This window comes from Afipia broomeae ATCC 49717 (assembly GCF_000314675.2).
In the GTDB taxonomy this organism is placed as follows: domain Bacteria; phylum Pseudomonadota; class Alphaproteobacteria; order Rhizobiales; family Xanthobacteraceae; genus Afipia; species Afipia broomeae.
Genome location: NZ_KB375282.1, coordinates 2,628,086 through 2,643,477, shown reverse-complemented (window position 1 = coordinate 2,643,477; position 15,392 = coordinate 2,628,086). Strand labels below are relative to the sequence as shown.

Genomic DNA, 15,392 nt, shown 5'->3' with positions numbered 1-15,392 from the left:
TTATCCTGACTCTGTGATCCTGTCTCAGAATCAGCCATGGAGATGCATCACCGGTGGTTCCGGTGAGGCTCTTCAGACGTCCGGGTCAAGCGTTCCCGCAGCGTAGCGAGGACAACGCTTGACGCGGCGGCGACACCACAAGCTGTTGATGGGGTGCAGGCGAAGTCCTGCACCCCTGCCACGCGGCGAGCGGGAGAGCGCGAGGGGAACCCCTCGCATTCTAAACAATGAAGTTGCGCCGAAGGCGCTCCGCTTAGGTATCTTGCGTGCAGTTGTATTTTACAGACGTTGATGTTGTTTCGCGCCCGCTTTCGATTGGTGACCTTGCAGTGAACGTGGTGGCCGGCGCGCTCGGCACCGCCGAGCGCGCCGGATTGATCGAGGGCATGCCCTTCATCTTGATGGATGACGGGAGCTACGATCTTCATCTCAATCGATTCTTCCGCGTATGTCCGGGCATGGGTGCGCGGTCGCCGAACACATGGCGCTCCTACGCCCACGACATTCTCGTCTGGGCGCGTTTTCTCAGCGAGCGGCGGGACCGCAAGACGGTCTGGCAGGCCGACCGTCACGACGTGCTGGCCTTTCACCGGGCGCGGCGCCTGTCGGACGCCGCGTTCCGAGTCTCGGCGGCGAGCTGGAACCGCGGCATTGCGGCACTCGATAAGCTTTATCGGTGGGCCGTCGAAGAAGGGATCATCACGACCTCGCCCTTCAGCTATGGCGTCACCCTTCGCAGGGCAGCTGGCACGCGCGCCGTGCTGGCCGTTACGACGAACCGGGCGCGCGAGCGCGCGGCACGGCAGCACGATATGCGTTACGTTGATCTCGGCCGCTATCTGTTATTCCGCGACGTGGGGCTGAGAGGACGCTCGCCCGACGGCACGGACGATCCGACGTGGCGTGGCCGCAATGGCGAACGGAACGCGCTCTTCGCAGAGCTGTTGGTCACGACTGGACTGCGGCTGACCGAAGGCGGTAGCCTGCTTCTGGCTGATCTTCCTCGTGCGACAGAAGCCGGATTGCGCTCGGTCGTATTCGATCTGCCAGGCGCGGTCGCCAAGGGCGGACGGCCGCGCCGTGTTCGCATTCCCCGTCGGGTATTGGCGCTGATCAATGACTACATCGATCTCGAGCGAACCATATCGTCCGCCCGATGGGAGCCATCGGTCACCAATCCACTCTGGTTGGCGCCGGAGGGCGGGAGGATCGTCGACGCGGCGGGCAAGCGGGTCCGGCTCGATCGGCTGACGCCGAGCGAGCGACGGCGTGTGCTGATCGGCGTGCCCGGCAAGGCGCAACACGCCTTGCTCTGGTTGACGGAAGGTGGCCGGCCGGTCCCATCAGCCACTTGGGAAGCGGCTTTTCGCCGGGCCTGCGTCCGCTGTCGCCGTTTCGGGATCGACCTCGACGTATCGCCCCATACATTGCGGCACTCCTTCGCCGTCAACATGCTTTCAATGCTGATCCGCGAGCAGATTGGCGCGGTGTTCGATCCGCAGGATCGGCACGGCGCGGCCTATCGCCGGATTCTCGGCGATCCCTTGCAGAAGCTGCAGCATCTGCTGGGGCACGCGAGTGTGACCAGCACCTACATCTATCTCGACAGCTTGGCTGAAGCGCAGGAACTGGTCGAGGCGGCCGCGGATCGCTGGGCCCAAGATACGGCCGGTGATGCGCAATGACCGCCGCCATGACTACATCGGCGCGGCGGCCTGGCCGTCGTGCCCTCTTTCCCGAGACGCTGCCCGATCCCGAGGAGGAAGCTGCAGCGGCGATCGCATCGCTCCGCTTCCCTGTCACCCTCGCGGACCGCACCGTGACGATCGACCTGACGATGCTGGGCGGTCGCAGAGCATTGGCGCGGACGCTTGCGGGGGCGCTTTGGCGCGCCTGCCAGGTTGGCGGTCCGGCAGGCTCGATCTCGACCGCCGCTGCCTACGCCAATGCGCTCAAGATGTTCTGGCGCTACCTCGACGCCGGCACTCATCACGTGATGCGTCTGTCGGACGTCAACGCCGCGTGCATCGACGGTTTCGACGCTTGGATGGAAGAGAGTGGCCTGCATCCCAATCATCGGTTGCACCGGATGAGCAAGGTGCTCAATCTGCTCCGGCTGGCGGATGCGGCAGAACCGCGGCAATTGCCACCTGATGCGTCGCGCCGGCTCATGTACACGAGTAATCGGCCGGGCGTGCGCGCCCAACCGCGCGATGCCTATGGCGATGATGTTGCGTCGGCACTGCGAAGTGCAGCACGCGCCGACCTCAGCGCGATCATGCATCGCTTTGCTGCGGCCGAGCGCCTTCCGGCGCACGACGATGCCGATCGGAGCAGCGTTCTGGCAGCAGCACACGAAGCGGCCATGGCAGCGATCGATGTCGAAGGCGTCATCGGGCACCGGCATCCGCTCTTCAAACGGCTCTATACGCTTCGCCGGGAAAGCGGTTTGGCGAACGATCGCCTGATCCACGATCTCCATGGCCGTCGGCACCTCCTCGCCGCCGACTTGGTGCCGCTCATCGTTCTCATTTCGCTCGAGTCTGGTCTCGAGGTCGAAGCCATCAAGGGATTGCGGTCAGACTGCCTGAAGAACCCATCCGGCGGCTATGTCGAGATCGAGTATTGCAAGCGGCGGGCGCGCGGCGCCGAGTGGAAGCGACTGCGCGTCCGCGCTGGCGGATCGTCGACGCCCGGCGGCCTGGTTCGGAAGGTGCTGCACTGGACGGAAGCCGCCAGACACCGGCTCGGCGTGCACTCGCTGTGGGCTCATTTCGCCTGGGGCCGGCTGACCCCACGCGTCCTAAGCATGAAGGAAGTTATCGCCTCATGGGTCGGACGGCATGGCATCCTCGACGAGCAGGGCCGGCCGCTCCGCCTCAACCTGACCCGCCTGCGCAAGACCCATAAGGCGGCATGGTATCGCCGAACCGGCGGCCAGCTCGACCGCTTCGCGGTCGGGCACAGCATCGCGGTCGCGGCCAATCACTACGCCGACATTCCCGCGCTTCGCCATCTCCACGAAGCGACCATTGCCGACGCCATGACCGATGCGCTCGACGCCGCTCGGCAGCCGCACGTCTTGTCATCAGGGCAGGAGGCCGCCCTTCGAGCTGATCCTGACGAGGCCGGTGATCTGGCGGTCACGGGCGCCGCCGCCGTCAATGCCCTGTTAAGCGGCGAGCAGGACGTCTGGCTCGCCAGTTGCGGCGGCTTCTACAAGAGCCCGTTCGGGGCCGACGGCGAAGCCTGTCCGTCGCCATTCTGGGGATGCCTGGAATGCAGCAATGCGGTGATTACCGCCCGCAAGCTGCCCGCGCTCCTGTCGTTCCTTACCTTCATCCGCGCGCAAAGGCAGACGCTCACCGAACATGACTGGACGACGAAGTTCGGACGCGTTCACAGACGGATCGCCGATCAGATCCTGCCCCGCTTCAGTGATGCCGAGATCGAGCAGGCGCGTCAGGTCGCGGCTTCAGACCCGGCGCTGATTTACCTGCCGCCTGAAGCGGGAGCGCCGTGATGCCGACGCCGATCACGCTGCCGGCGCGGCGGTCGCTGCCATCCGCCATCTATGGTGACGACGAGCCTGTCCTCGCCGGCGTCACGGTCAGGGAGGATGTCGACCGCGCGCAGCTTCCCCGTTTCGGTGACGATCACTGGGATTTGGGCGCCACCATCTTCCGCGTGAACGCCCGCTACAGCAATTATCGGCTGAACTTCGCCCGCATCGCCGATCCTGTGACGCAGCGGCTTGCGAAGGAGTATGTGATCGCCCGTTTGCGCATCCATGTGCCGGGATACCGCGCGCCTTGTGGTGCGACCTCGGCGATCCGCTTGCTGCGCTACATCCAGCATTTCGCGGCGTTTCTCAGCACAAGGATCGGTGCCGTCGATCTGAGCCGGATCGATCAGGCGCTGCTCGATGCCTATCTGGTGCACGCCCGCGACGGCGGGCGGCGAACGCCCAACGAGACGGTGAAGTATGTCGAAGTGCCGATCGATCTGCATCATTTGTCGCCATGGTTGACGGGCGGCGGCATCGGCATTCTTCCGTGGCGCGGGCGCGCGGCGCACCATGTTGCAGGACGTCCGCCTGCGCCCGCCGAGAATGCCACGCCGCGCATTCCCGAGCCGATCATCGGCGCCATGCTTCGCTGGTCGCTCAAGTACATCGAGGTCTATGCGCCGGATATCCTGGCGGCGCGCGCAGAACTCGATGCCCTGGAAGCCCGCTGCGCTCGATTGATGGCGCGCGATGCCCGGACAAGTCGAGCCGTTGCCAAGACCTACCGCGCCCGTGTCGCGAAGTGGGTCGACGCGCGCCGGGCCGCAGGCCGAGGCGTGCCGATCTGGGAGCGGGCGCCCAACGCCGCCCGCCGGATCGATCCGCTGACCGGCCGCGAGATTCCTCCCTACAACCTCCATCTGATGCGGCTGCATGTCGGAGCTCCCGAGAGCGGGCGCGTCAGCCAATCCGAACCGACCGCGCGGCTGATCGATGCCGCGGCGGCTGAACTGGGAACCGAGATCGGCGGTCTCAATACGCCAATCTCGATCGATACCGACACGGGTTTGCCATGGCGCGAGCGCTTCGACGGCTTAAGCCTCGCCCGCGAGGAGCGGATGCTGCAAGCCGCCTGCTATGTGGTCTGCGCCTATCTCACCGGCATGCGCGACAGCGAGGTGCAAGCCATGCAGCCGGGCTGCGTGTCGGCGGTTCGTAGCGCCGATGGCCTGGTCGAACTCTACCGGGTGCGCAGCACCGTCTACAAGCGTCAAGGCGCACGCGGCATGATGGCCGACTGGATCACGATCGAGCCGGTCGCTCGCGCCGTCGCGGTCATGGAGGCCCTCTCCGCACCTAATCGCCGCGAGAAGGGATTGTCATCCTTATGGGTGACGCTGAAGGATTGGCCCTGGAGCAACGATCATCTCGGCATGGGTGCGACGATCACGCTCAATCTGTTTCGCGACGGGCTGGATGCGCGCTCCGCCGACACGCCGGCGATCCCACGGATCGGAGACGAGCCCTGGAAGTTCACCACCCGGCAATTACGCCGCACGGTCGCATGGTACATCGCCAATCGGCCGTTCGGCACCGTTGCGGGAAAGATCCAGTACAAGCACGCCTCGGTCGCCATGTTCGAAGGCTATGCGGGCTCGGCGCACACGGACTTCCGTCTGGCCGTGGAGCGCGAACGCGCGCTTGGCCAACTCGACGACATCGTTGCTCATTACGAAGCGTTTCTTCGTCATGAGGGTCCGGCGGGACCAGGCGCGACACGATTGCGGCGGGAGTTCGCGCGTGTGCAGGACGAACTCGGCGAGCTTCCCGGCCGGATCATGGATCGCAAACGGTTGCGCACCATGTTGGCTCATCTCGGTCGAACCTTGCACGTCGGCTTTCTCAACGACTGCCTCTTCGATGCCGCGACCGCGCTGTGCCTCAACGCCGCACCGCATTCCGAGCGGGCGGCACCGGCCTTGTCCCGATGCAGCCCCGATCGCTGCCCGAACGCCTGTTTGACCGCCCGACACCGCGAGCCGTGGCAAGCCTCGATCGCGGACGGCGAAGCCCTGCTCGCCGACCGGCGCCTGTCGCCGCTGCAGCGCGCGGCCATCACACGCGACAACGAACGCAAGCGTCGGCTGATCGCACATCTGATGGACGGTGATGCATGACCAGCCTGGGTCCGAAGAGCGAGGCGGCATTGAGGGCGGGAATGGCACGACTGCTCGACGGTCGGCCCGAGCGCACCGACGGCGCGCTCACCGTCTCCAATCTGGCGCGCGAGGCCGGCGTCAGCCGGGCAACGGCGAACCGTGCGATCGATCTTCTTGCTGAGTTTCGCGCCGCCGAAGTACGCCACCGGCGATCATCTCCCCAGGCACTGAAGGAGCGTGTCCGCTTCCTCGAAGCCGAGCTCCGGGCCGTGCGTGGCGCCGAGATGACCGAGTTGCGTGCGCTCACCCGCACACTCGCACAGCACATCCAGGTGCTGACGTTGCAGGTTGCCGAGCGTGACGAGGTGATTGTCGGCTTGCAGAATGAACTGGCGCGATCGAATGAGGCCAAGGTCGTTCCGCTGCGGCGCTCGCCGCGAGATGGCGCTGGCTGAGAGCCACGCAATATCCCCGTAACCGGCCGGTCCTGCGGCCATCGGTCGTGGCCGACGTCTCCTGTGCTCGCCCGTCGAGGCAGGGGCTCGGTTGTGGCAGACGTTGCCAGCCCGTCAACCCTGTTCCGCACCGGTAACCGAGAACAGGGTGTGACGGCCCGGCTCGCCGCGTCTGCCCCTGCCGCTTCGCCCTCGACGGAGAGGGCGAGCACAGGAGGCACCCATGACCACCAATCGCAACAGCCAGGCCCGCACCGTCAACGATATCTACGAGCGCGTGACCAACCAGATCATCGCCGCCATCGAGGCCGGCGCCGGAGATTACCGGATGCCCTGGCATCACGACGGATCGGCCATCACCAGGCCCGTCAACGTCACTTCACGCAAGGCCTATCGCGGCGTCAACGTCATCACCCTCTGGGCTGCGGCGCATGCGGCCGGCTATCCCGCCGGCATCTGGGGCACCTATCGCCAATGGCACGAACTCGGCGCTCAGGTTCGCAAGGGCGAGCGCGGCCACCTCGTCGTGTTCTGGAAGACGGCAGATCGCAGCAGCGACACAGATCGTCAGGATGGCGACGACAATCATCACGAGCCCGCACGGCGCCTGTTTGCTCGCGGCTACACTGCCTTCAATGCCGCTCAGGTCGACGGCTACACACCGCCCGAGCTGCCGGTGCTTCCCGAGGTCGAGCGGATCGAGCACGCCGAGCGCTTCTGCGCCGCCCTTGGCATCGATATTCGCCACGGCGGATCACAAGCTTGCTACATCCCGTCCAAGGATCACGTGCAGATGCCCGAGTTCGCTTGCTTCCGGGACGCGATTGCCTACTACGCCGTGTTGCTCCACGAATGCGGCCACGCTTCCGGCGCCAAGAATCGCCTCGACCGCGATCTCTCCGGACGGTTCGGCTCGGCCGCCTACGCCATGGAAGAATGCACGGTCGAGCTTCTCAGCGCCATGATCTGCGCCGACCTCAACCTCAGTGTTGAGCCACGACCCGACCACGCCCGCTACATCGCCTCCTGGCTCGAAGTGCTGCGCTCCGACAAGCGCGCCATCTTCACCGCGGCGAGCAAGGCACAAGAGATCACCGACTGGATGCACGCCCGGCAAGCCAATGCTCATGGGCACGACGTCAGGGGCGCTGCATAGGCGCCCCCTCAACGGGCCGTTTCAAAGGGTCCACCGGGTGCGATCAGTTGACCGCACCCTCCCGGAACAGCGTCTCGATCAGCGCGCATTCCGGCAACGTGCCGTCAGCACATTGCGCGACAACCTTCTTGAGCACCCGCTCCATGCGCTTCAGATCGGCGATCTTCGCCTGCACGTCCTCAAGGTGTGCGGCGGCGACGGCGCGCGCCTCGGCACAGGGCTGGTCGCGCTCGTCGACGAGACGCAGTAGCTCACGGATTTCATCAAGGGAGAAGCCGAGCTCGCGCGCCCGCAACACGAAGCGAAGGCGCCGCTCATGCGACGTGTCGTAGCTGCGGTAGCCGCTCGTTGTACGCGGCGGTTCGGGCAGAAGGCCGACCTTCTCGTAATAACGCACCGTCTCCAGATTGCAGCCCGTTCGCTGGGCGAGTTCAGCCCGCTGCAGTCCCTTCACCACGGCGTGATCGCGCATCGCAAAATCCTTCTTGACCCTGTAGCGACTACAGACCGCATGGTACGGCACGCTTAGGATTTCGACAAGGAAAGAGAGAGTGGACATGGTCGCATCGCGATCCAGAACGGCAAGCATGGCGCCTCTTGTGGCGGATCCCTCCGCGTCCGAGCGCGGCGAGGTCGGACGGCAGCGTCTGATCGCCGTTGGCGGCATTTTCGGCGCGCTCGCCGCCTCGTCCTGCTGCATCGTGCCGCTGATCCTGTTCAGTGTCGGCATCGGCGGCGCCTGGATTGGCAATCTGACGGCGCTTGCACCCTACAAACCGATCTTCGTCGCCGGAACGGCAGGCCTACTCGGATACGGCTTCTACCTTGTTTACTGGAAGCCCAGACGGGCCTGTGCTGATGGCGCTGCCTGCTCACGCCCCATTCCCAGCCGCCTTGTTCAACTCGCGCTCTGGATGGCGACCGCGCTTGTGATCGCCGCCTTCGTCTTCGACTACGTTGCCCCACTGCTGCTTCGCACCTGACACCAAGAGGAGACCCGACCCATGAAGAACAGTTTGGGCGCTTTCGCCCTGATCGCCTCAGTGATGACGGCGTCGACCGCATTCGCCGGCGAACGCACGATCACCTTCGCTGTCGACAACATGACCTGCGCCTCGTGTCCCTACATCGTGAAGAGTTCGATGGAGGGGGTCCTCGGCGTCGCAAAGGTCGCCGTTTCGTTCCGAGCCAAAACCGCGACCGTGACCTTCGACGACGCCAAGACAAACCCGGCCACCATCGCGGCCGCCAGCATGAACGCGGGCTATCCAGCCCGTCCGGTGCAGCAGGGCAGTTGAGGTGAATGACCGCGCCCTCATCGGTGCAGGCACGGCTGGCGCCGTCCTCGCTGTGATCTGCTGCGCGGCGCCGCTCCTCGCCGGAGTCCTGCCACTGGCCGGCCTCGGCGCGTGGCTGGCAGGTGCAGGTCTGGTGATGCTTCCCCTGGTGATCACGTGCTTCGGTCTCGTCGCGTGGGCTATCCATCATCGCCGTGCAAGACCCGCCTGCAGCGAGACCAAGATTCACAACGAAGGCGTGAAGCCATGAACGACTGTTGCGCATCCTCCTCGTCTCGCGACAAGCTTGCAGCTTCCGCATCCGCGACGCTCCCGAGCTACGTCGTGCGGCCGGGCGTGACGTTTCCGGATTGGTCTGTGGTCAAATCACCAGCGGTCAAGGACGCCCTGCTGGCCATGGTCGGGTCCGACCATGTGTTCGATCGCTGGAGCGGCTACGATCCCGCCACCGACCGCGTTCGCATCGCGCTGCTCCAGCTCTACGCGGAACATGGCCGAGCTCCGGCCGCAGACGCGCTTGCGGAGCGCGCAGGGTTGAGCGAGACGTCCGTCCGGGCTCTGCTCGAAGAGCTCCGCCGTCGCGACCTGGTCGTGCTCGACGGCGAGCGGATCGTCGGCGCCTATCCCTTCACCGATAGTGACACCGGCCACCGGGTCACACTCGACGGACGTGTTCTCAACGCAATGTGCGCGGTCGACGCACTCGGCATTGGCGCCATGACTGATCGCGATGTCACGATTGCATCGCGCTGCCGCCATTGTGGTGCGCAAATTCGGGTCACCACACGGGATCAAGGTCGGATGCTGGCTCGCGTTGAGCCGAATACGTCGGTCATGTGGCAAAGCGTCCGCTATGAAGGCGCGTGCGCTGCGAACTCGCTTTGCGCGACGACCGCCTTCTTCTGTTCGGACGACCATCTCTCCGCCTGGCGCCGTGAACAGGCGGCGGACGAGGCCGGATTTCGGCTGTCGATCGAGGAAGGGATGGAGGCTGGCCGCGCTCTGTTCGGCCCGAGCCTCGCCGGCCTCGATACCCCGGCACAATCGTCGGTCGGCTCGACATCGAAGAACCCTGCAGCGGCGGACCGTCGCTTTCGCACGAACGATCGCAATGGTGGCGCCTACGATCTCGTCGTCATCGGCGCCGGCTCGGCCGGCTTCTCGGCCTCCATCACAGCGGCCGATCAGGGCGCGCAGGTGGCGCTCATCGGCAGCGGCACCATCGGCGGCACCTGCGTCAATATCGGCTGCGTGCCGTCGAAGACTCTGATCCGGGCCGCCGAGACGCTTCACAACGCGCGTGTAGCAGCACGTTTTGCCGGCATCACGGCGGAGGCCGAACTGACCGACTGGCGCAGCACCGTTCGTCAGAAGGATGCACTCGTTTCCGAACTGCGCCACGCCAAGTACACGAATCTGCTGCCCGCCTATAACGGCATTGCTTATCGCGAAGGCGCGGCGCGCCTCATAGAAGGTGGTGTCGAGGTGGACGGCGCGCGCATTCCCGCCGGCAAGATCATCATCGCGACCGGCGCGCGGCCGGCTGTGCCCGCCATCCCCGGCATCGAGACCGTACCCTATCTGACCAGCACGACCGCGCTCGACCTTGAGGAGCTACCACGATCGTTGCTCGTCATCGGCGGCGGCTATATCGGGGCCGAGCTTGCCCAGATGTTCTCCCGCGCGGGCGTCAAGGTGACGCTCGTATGCCGGTCCCATTTGCTCCCCGAGGCCGAGCCCGAGATCGGCGCGGCGCTGACAGGATATTTGCAGGACGAAGGGATCACCATAGTCTCCGGCGTTGCCTACCGTGCGATCCGCAAGACCGAGCACTGCATTGCGCTCGATGTTTCGCGCGACGACCAGAACACGACGATCGACGCCGATCAGGTGCTGATTACCACCGGGCGCGCGCCCAACATTGAAGGTCTTGGGCTTGCCGAGCGCGGCATCACCGTCTCGCTGAAGGGCGGCATCGTTGTGGATGACCGCATGCGCACCACCGGGGCCGGCATCTATGCCGCCGGCGACGTCACCGGCCGCGACCAGTTCGTCTACATGGCCGCCTATGGCGCCAAGCTCGCCGCCAAGAACGCCCTCAATGGCGACAGCCTGCGCTACGACAACAGCGCCATGCCTGCCATCGTGTTCACCGACCCGCAGGTGGCGAGCGTCGGGCTGACCGAGGCCGCGGCGCGCACGGCCGGGCATGCCGTCCGTGTTTCCACGATCGGTCTCAACCAGGTACCGCGCGCGCTCGCCGCTCGCGACACCCGGGGACTCATCAAGCTCGTGGCTGACGCCGGCAGCGGCCGGCTGCTCGGCGCGCACATTCTCGCGCCGGAAGGGGCCGACAGCATCCAGACCGCAGCACTTGCGATCCGGCAGAGCCTTACCGTCGAGGACCTCGCGGATACGATCTTTCCGTATCTCACCACTGTCGAGGGCTTGAAGCTCGCAGCGTTGTCATTCGGAAAGGACGTCGCGAAGTTATCCTGTTGCGCTGGGTGAGCTAGGGCCCCTAAGCGATCCGCGAATCTGTCTCACGCGCCGACATCCAGCGGCAGTCCGCATTTTCAGGCAAACGCCGCCGCAAATCCGACTGAGACAGCTTGACTGTTCAGATAACGCGCCGAAATGGCCGGCGCGTTCGTCTGCGCCTCGCTCGGCATCGTGCCGACCGTGCGCCACGCCGATTACATCGGCTCCTGGCTGGAGGTGCTGCGCGAGGACGACCGCGCCGTGGTCCGCGCGGCAAGCGCCGCATCGAAGGCGTCCGATTTCCTGCTCGCGTTCCAGCCGCACGCCATCGACGTCGGCACCGAGGGCAACGAGGAAGCCGCGTGATGCGTTCGCCTTCTACCTCAGCCGTTCGTCGTTGCGGCGCGCTTGAGAGTGAGAGGAGGGCCGGGGTGTCCGCGACGGGTTGGAGGTCGAGAGAGAGTCTTTCGGCCGCCCGTCGTGGAGTGATCGACATGGCCACAGCCGTTCAGAAGATCAAACTCAGTCCCTCGCGCGACATCCCCTTCAACAAGCTGGTCTTGAGCCAGTCCAACGTCCGGCGCGTGAAAGCCGGCGTCTCGATCGAGCAATTGGCGGAGAGCATCGCACTTCGCACGTTGTTGCAAAGCCTGAGCGTCCGGGCGGTCCTCGACGAAGACGGCAAGGAGACCGGCATGTTCGAGGTACCGGCCGGCGGCCGGCGCTATCGCGCTCTTGAGCTGCTGGTGAAGCAGAAGCGCATGACGAAGACGCAGCTTGTGCCTTGCGTGATCCGTGACGACGGTCTCGCCGAGGACGACTCCCTGGCTGAGAACGATGAGCGGGTCGGTCTGCATCCGCTCGACCAGTTCCGCACGTTCAAGCTGCTGCGTGATGGCGGCATGAGCGAGGACGACATCGCCGCACGGCACTTCGTGTCGTCGGCGATCGTCAAGCAGCGGCTGCGTCTCGCATCGGTATCCCCGAAGTTGCACGAGGTCTATGCCGAGGACGGCATGACGCTCGAACAGTTGATGGCGTTCTCGGTCACCGCCGATCAGGCGCGCCAGAAGCAGGTCTGGGACAATGTCAGCCGCTCCCAACTCGACGAGCCGTACCAGATCCGGCGAATGTTGACGGAGAACACCGTCCGCGCTTCCGACCGTCGCGCCCAGTTCGTCGGGCTCGATGCCTATGAGCAGACCGGTGGCGCCGTCATGCGCGACCTGTTCGAACACGATGACGGCGGTTGGCTGCAGGATGTGCCGCTGCTCGATCGCCTCGTCACCGAGAAGCTGAAGGCGCAGGCCGAAATTATCGCCACGGAAGGCTGGAAGTGGATCTCGGTGGCGGTCAATTTCCCCTATGGCCACACCGACGGCCTGCGCGAGCTGGAGGGTCTACCGGCAGATCTCAGCGACGACGAACGTGCGTCGATCGAGGCGTTGAAGGCCGAGTACGACAAGCTCGAGGTCGAATACGCCGAAGCCGACGAACTGCCCGACGAGATCGATCAACGGCTCGGCGAGATCGAGGCCGCGCTGTCCGCCTTCGATGCCCGGCCGGTGATCTACGATCCGGCCGATATCGCACACGCCGGCGTCTTCGTCAGCATCGATGACGAAGGCGCACTTTTCGTCGATCGCGGTTATGTCCGACCGGAGGATGAAGCACCCGTCGGCGTCAGCGCCGAGCCGGAATCCGATATCGGCAGTGACAACGCTGACGGTGGCGAGGCCAAGGTTGCGGTCCAACGCGCCGTCATCACGGTCGGCGGCGTGCCGGCTGAACCGGAGGATGACGAGGACGACGCGATCAAGCCGCTGCCGGATCGGCTCATGACCGACCTGACCGCGCATCGGACGCTGGCGTTGCGCGATGCTTTCGCGACCCACCCGTCGGTGGCTTTTGTGGCGGTGCTGCACAACTTCGTGCTGGCGACGTTCTATCGCTTCGCGTCATCGAGCGGGTGTCTGGAAATCGCGGTTCGCTCCCCGACGCTTCCCGCCCAGGCGCCGGGATTGAATGACAGCGCCTCGGCCAAGGCGATTGATGCGCGTCACGATACGTGGAAGGCGCGATTGCCGAAGGAGGATGGCAGACTCTGGGATGCGCTGCTGGCTTTCGACGCGACCGATCAGACATCGCTGCTTGCACATTGCGCCTCGCTCAGTGTTAACGCGCTCTACGAGCCGGCCAATCGCTACAACGAAGGCCGCGTCTCCGCGCATGGCGTTCGCCGCAGGCTCGACCAGGCCGACGTCCTGGCGCGCGCCGTCAATCTCGACATGGCGGCGGCGGGCTGGAAGACCGGCGTGGACAACTATCTCGGCCGTGTCACCAAGCCCCGCATTCTCGAAGCGGTGCGCGAGGCGAAGGGCGAGCCGTCGGTGCAGCTCATCGACCACCTCAAGAAGGGCGACATGGCCCGCGAGGCCGAGCGCCTGCTGGAAGGCACGGGCTGGCTGCCCGAACCGCTGCGGCTCTCCGAGGCGGGCACCGAAGCGGGTGGCGATGCTGCGCCTGCCGAAGCTGACGCGCTGCCCGAGTTCCTCGCCGACGACGAGGAGCAAGTCGACCTCGACGAAGATCGGCCGGATGTCATCGCCGCCGAATGAGTCATGACCGCGGGGCGGCGACAGCCGCTCCGCATCCTTCCGCACATCCCCAATCCCATCCATCGGCCCGGCCCCCGCGAACACGGGACACGCCGGGCCTTCATCGTATCAGGAGAACCATCATGACTGACGACACCCTCGCGCCGATCCCGACGCCCGATCCGACCGCGTGGTTCGCACAGGAGCAGGACTATGTGAAACGCTGCGACTCGGTCCGTCCCGCGAACAAGACGGCATTGTTTGATGCGTTTGTCGGAGCCGGCATCACCACCGTCGTCGTGACCTTCGACGGCTGTGGCGATAGCGGCCAGATCGAAGATGTCACTGCGAAAGCAGGCGATCACTATGCCAATCTGCCCTCGCTCGATGTGGAGATCGCGCGTGCCGATTGGGACAGTGTCGAGATCGCGCGCGTCACGCTGCCGATCCGGGACGTCATCGAAGAACTCGCCTACGACCTCCTCCGGCAAACCCATTGCGGTTGGGAAAACAACGACGGTGCCTATGGCGAGTTCACTTTCGACGTTGCGGAACGGACGATCACGCTCGACTACAACGAGCGATACATGTCGTCCGAAAATTACACTCATCAATTTTGAGGAGGGAGTAATGGGACATCCTTATCATCACGCGCTGTCCTCGGTGCGGAAATGGGGTGGTGACGCCGCCGACTATCTGCCGCTTCATCAGTGGTTCGACGAGTCGAAGGCGATCACCGCGGATTTCCGCCACCGCGCGCTGCGCCATCACGCCGAAGGCATCTTCATGCTGGAGCGTTTCTTCGGTGCGACGATCACGATCTCGACCGGCCGTGTCGTCCCGGTCCGGTTGATCGGCGAACAGCACGTCATCGAGGATCTCGGATTCATTCCGGGCTTCGCCGATTGGGTTCGCTGTATCCGCCCCGAACCTTGGATGGGCCGGGCCCAGCCCATCCACCGTCAGGTCGATCCGTTCGCGGTCACATCCGCCTGACCCTACCCCGCCAACTCAAACCTTGCGAAACGCCCGGCCACCGCGCCGGGCTTTCGCTTTCAAGACGGCGGCGGAACGACACCGCGCCGCCCCCTTCGTGCCCCCGCAACGACCTCTGACCTGATGCCGCCGCGGTGTGCCGGGTCTGGACGCGGCGGTTCGCAGGTCAACGGGCAAGCCGTTTCCCCATCGCCGAGCGCGATGGGTGACCCGCGATCCTGATCCGCGTCCGGCGACCTGCTCACCGCAACGGGGCAATCAGGAGGCGATCGCGATGTGCAGGGTTCTCAACAAGCGGCATTCGGGCGTTCCGGCTGGCGCCGTCTATATCGGCCGCGGCAGCAAGTGGGGCAATCCGTTCCGGATCGGCCCGGACGGCGACCGCGCGACCGTCATTGCGAAATACGAACGCTGGCTGCGCGACCAGCATCATCTGCTGCGTGCGCTCGATGAGCTGCGCGGCCGCGATCTCGTTTGCTTCTGCGCACCACTCGCGTGCCACGGCGATCTGTTGCTGTGGCTCGCCAATGCATCGCGCGAAGATCGGATCGCATGGTGGCGCGGCCGCATCGATCGTCGCGCATGGACGTGCGGATAATCGCGCGCGCCATCGCTCTGCGCGGGCGGCGCGCCTTTCCCGACACCGCGCCATGAGAGGGAGAGTCCGGCCGGGACGGGTTTGAGCCGGCGAGGTCGAGAGAGAGCGCCGCGCGGCTCGACCCGTTCCCGCTCTCCCGAGGCT

At 65.3% G+C, this 15,392-nt stretch carries 14 protein-coding genes and 1 pseudogene; 14 read left to right on the top strand and 1 reads right to left on the bottom strand.

Features of this window, described 5'->3' with window-relative positions:
• The first annotated feature begins 329 nt into the window (after nucleotides 1–329).
• The 5 genes from HMPREF9695_RS12325 (at nucleotide 330) to HMPREF9695_RS12305 (ending at nucleotide 7,278) form a co-directional block, all read left to right on the top strand.
• Nucleotides 330–1,685 carry a tyrosine-type recombinase/integrase gene (locus HMPREF9695_RS12325; protein ID WP_245258688.1) on the top strand — a complete coding sequence of 452 codons (1,356 nt, stop codon included), beginning with the start codon at nucleotides 330–332 and terminating at the stop codon, nucleotides 1,683–1,685.
• On the top strand, nucleotides 1,682–3,523 hold the full coding sequence (locus HMPREF9695_RS12320) for a hypothetical protein (protein ID WP_006018699.1): 1,842 nt from the start codon (nucleotides 1,682–1,684) through the stop codon (nucleotides 3,521–3,523). The genes HMPREF9695_RS12325 and HMPREF9695_RS12320 overlap by 4 nt, the downstream gene beginning before the upstream one ends.
• Nucleotides 3,523–5,685, top strand: a complete 2,163-nt coding sequence (locus HMPREF9695_RS12315) for a hypothetical protein (protein WP_006018700.1) — start codon at nucleotides 3,523–3,525, stop codon at nucleotides 5,683–5,685. Before HMPREF9695_RS12320 ends, HMPREF9695_RS12315 begins: the two co-directional genes overlap by 1 nt.
• Nucleotides 5,682–6,122, top strand: a complete 441-nt coding sequence (locus HMPREF9695_RS12310) for a hypothetical protein (RefSeq protein WP_006018701.1) — start codon at nucleotides 5,682–5,684, stop codon at nucleotides 6,120–6,122. Before HMPREF9695_RS12315 ends, HMPREF9695_RS12310 begins: the two co-directional genes overlap by 4 nt.
• A 223-nt stretch (nucleotides 6,123–6,345) precedes the next feature.
• Nucleotides 6,346–7,278, top strand: a complete 933-nt coding sequence (locus tag HMPREF9695_RS12305) for an ArdC family protein (protein WP_006018702.1) — start codon at nucleotides 6,346–6,348, stop codon at nucleotides 7,276–7,278.
• Nucleotides 7,279–7,321: 43 nt separating this feature from the next.
• Here the strand turns inward: HMPREF9695_RS12305 and HMPREF9695_RS12300 are convergent, their stop codons facing one another.
• Nucleotides 7,322–7,750: a MerR family transcriptional regulator gene (locus HMPREF9695_RS12300; RefSeq protein WP_006018703.1), complete on the bottom strand. Its 429-nt coding sequence runs from the start codon at nucleotides 7,748–7,750 to the stop codon at nucleotides 7,322–7,324.
• 85 nt (nucleotides 7,751–7,835) lie between these two features.
• On the opposite strand from HMPREF9695_RS12300, the gene HMPREF9695_RS12295 reads away from it, so the two are divergent.
• The 9 genes and pseudogenes from HMPREF9695_RS12295 to HMPREF9695_RS12255 all read left to right on the top strand — a co-directional run bounded on the left by HMPREF9695_RS12295 (nucleotide 7,836) and on the right by HMPREF9695_RS12255 (nucleotide 15,248).
• A complete protein-coding gene (locus HMPREF9695_RS12295) occupies nucleotides 7,836–8,261 on the top strand; it encodes a mercuric transporter MerT family protein (RefSeq protein ID WP_006018704.1) in 426 nt (141 codons plus the stop codon).
• Nucleotides 8,262–8,282: 21 nt separating this feature from the next.
• Nucleotides 8,283–8,576: a heavy-metal-associated domain-containing protein gene (locus HMPREF9695_RS12290; protein ID WP_006018705.1), complete on the top strand. Its 294-nt coding sequence runs from the start codon at nucleotides 8,283–8,285 to the stop codon at nucleotides 8,574–8,576.
• A 1-nt stretch (nucleotide 8,577) separates the two neighbouring features.
• A complete protein-coding gene (locus HMPREF9695_RS12285; RefSeq protein WP_006018706.1) occupies nucleotides 8,578–8,826 on the top strand; it encodes a hypothetical protein in 249 nt (82 codons plus the stop codon).
• Nucleotides 8,823–11,087, top strand: coding sequence for a bifunctional organomercurial lyase/mercury(II) reductase MerBA (gene merBA / locus HMPREF9695_RS12280; RefSeq protein WP_006018707.1), 2,265 nt, complete (start codon nucleotides 8,823–8,825; stop codon nucleotides 11,085–11,087). The genes HMPREF9695_RS12285 and merBA overlap by 4 nt, the downstream gene beginning before the upstream one ends.
• A 120-nt stretch (nucleotides 11,088–11,207) precedes the next feature.
• Nucleotides 11,208–11,423 (top strand): annotated as a pseudogene (locus tag HMPREF9695_RS12275) (zincin-like metallopeptidase domain-containing protein); the annotation flags it as partial.
• A 128-nt stretch (nucleotides 11,424–11,551) separates the two neighbouring features.
• Entirely contained in the window at nucleotides 11,552–13,675 is a 2,124-nt protein-coding gene (locus HMPREF9695_RS12270) for a ParB/RepB/Spo0J family partition protein (protein WP_006021181.1), read from the top strand.
• A gap of 122 nt (nucleotides 13,676–13,797) precedes the next feature.
• Nucleotides 13,798–14,274: a DUF6878 family protein gene (locus tag HMPREF9695_RS12265; protein ID WP_006021180.1), complete on the top strand. Its 477-nt coding sequence runs from the start codon at nucleotides 13,798–13,800 to the stop codon at nucleotides 14,272–14,274.
• A gap of 10 nt (nucleotides 14,275–14,284) precedes the next feature.
• A complete protein-coding gene (locus tag HMPREF9695_RS12260; RefSeq protein WP_006021179.1) occupies nucleotides 14,285–14,650 on the top strand; it encodes a DUF6915 family protein in 366 nt (121 codons plus the stop codon).
• A gap of 274 nt (nucleotides 14,651–14,924) precedes the next feature.
• Nucleotides 14,925–15,248: a DUF4326 domain-containing protein gene (locus tag HMPREF9695_RS12255; RefSeq protein ID WP_006021178.1), complete on the top strand. Its 324-nt coding sequence runs from the start codon at nucleotides 14,925–14,927 to the stop codon at nucleotides 15,246–15,248.
• Nucleotides 15,249–15,392 lie beyond the last annotated feature (144 nt).

Bases quoted from the DNA above. Each gene is read 5' to 3' on its own strand.
- HMPREF9695_RS12255 (WP_006021178.1), top strand. From the start codon at position 14,925: ATGTGCAGGGTTCTCAACAAGCGGCATTCGGGCGTTCCGGCTGGCGCC.
- HMPREF9695_RS12295 (WP_006018704.1), top strand. From the start codon at position 7,836: ATGGTCGCATCGCGATCCAGAACGGCAAGCATGGCGCCTCTTGTGGCG.
- HMPREF9695_RS12270 (WP_006021181.1), top strand. From the start codon at position 11,552: ATGGCCACAGCCGTTCAGAAGATCAAACTCAGTCCCTCGCGCGACATC.
- HMPREF9695_RS12310 (WP_006018701.1), top strand. From the start codon at position 5,682: ATGACCAGCCTGGGTCCGAAGAGCGAGGCGGCATTGAGGGCGGGAATG.
- HMPREF9695_RS12320 (WP_006018699.1), top strand. From the start codon at position 1,682: ATGACCGCCGCCATGACTACATCGGCGCGGCGGCCTGGCCGTCGTGCC.
- HMPREF9695_RS12260 (WP_006021179.1), top strand. From the start codon at position 14,285: ATGGGACATCCTTATCATCACGCGCTGTCCTCGGTGCGGAAATGGGGT.
- HMPREF9695_RS12315 (WP_006018700.1), top strand. From the start codon at position 3,523: ATGCCGACGCCGATCACGCTGCCGGCGCGGCGGTCGCTGCCATCCGCC.
- merBA (WP_006018707.1), top strand. From the start codon at position 8,823: ATGAACGACTGTTGCGCATCCTCCTCGTCTCGCGACAAGCTTGCAGCT.
- HMPREF9695_RS12265 (WP_006021180.1), top strand. From the start codon at position 13,798: ATGACTGACGACACCCTCGCGCCGATCCCGACGCCCGATCCGACCGCG.
- HMPREF9695_RS12290 (WP_006018705.1), top strand. From the start codon at position 8,283: ATGAAGAACAGTTTGGGCGCTTTCGCCCTGATCGCCTCAGTGATGACG.
- HMPREF9695_RS12305 (WP_006018702.1), top strand. From the start codon at position 6,346: ATGACCACCAATCGCAACAGCCAGGCCCGCACCGTCAACGATATCTAC.
- HMPREF9695_RS12300 (WP_006018703.1), bottom strand. From the start codon at position 7,750: ATGCGCGATCACGCCGTGGTGAAGGGACTGCAGCGGGCTGAACTCGCC.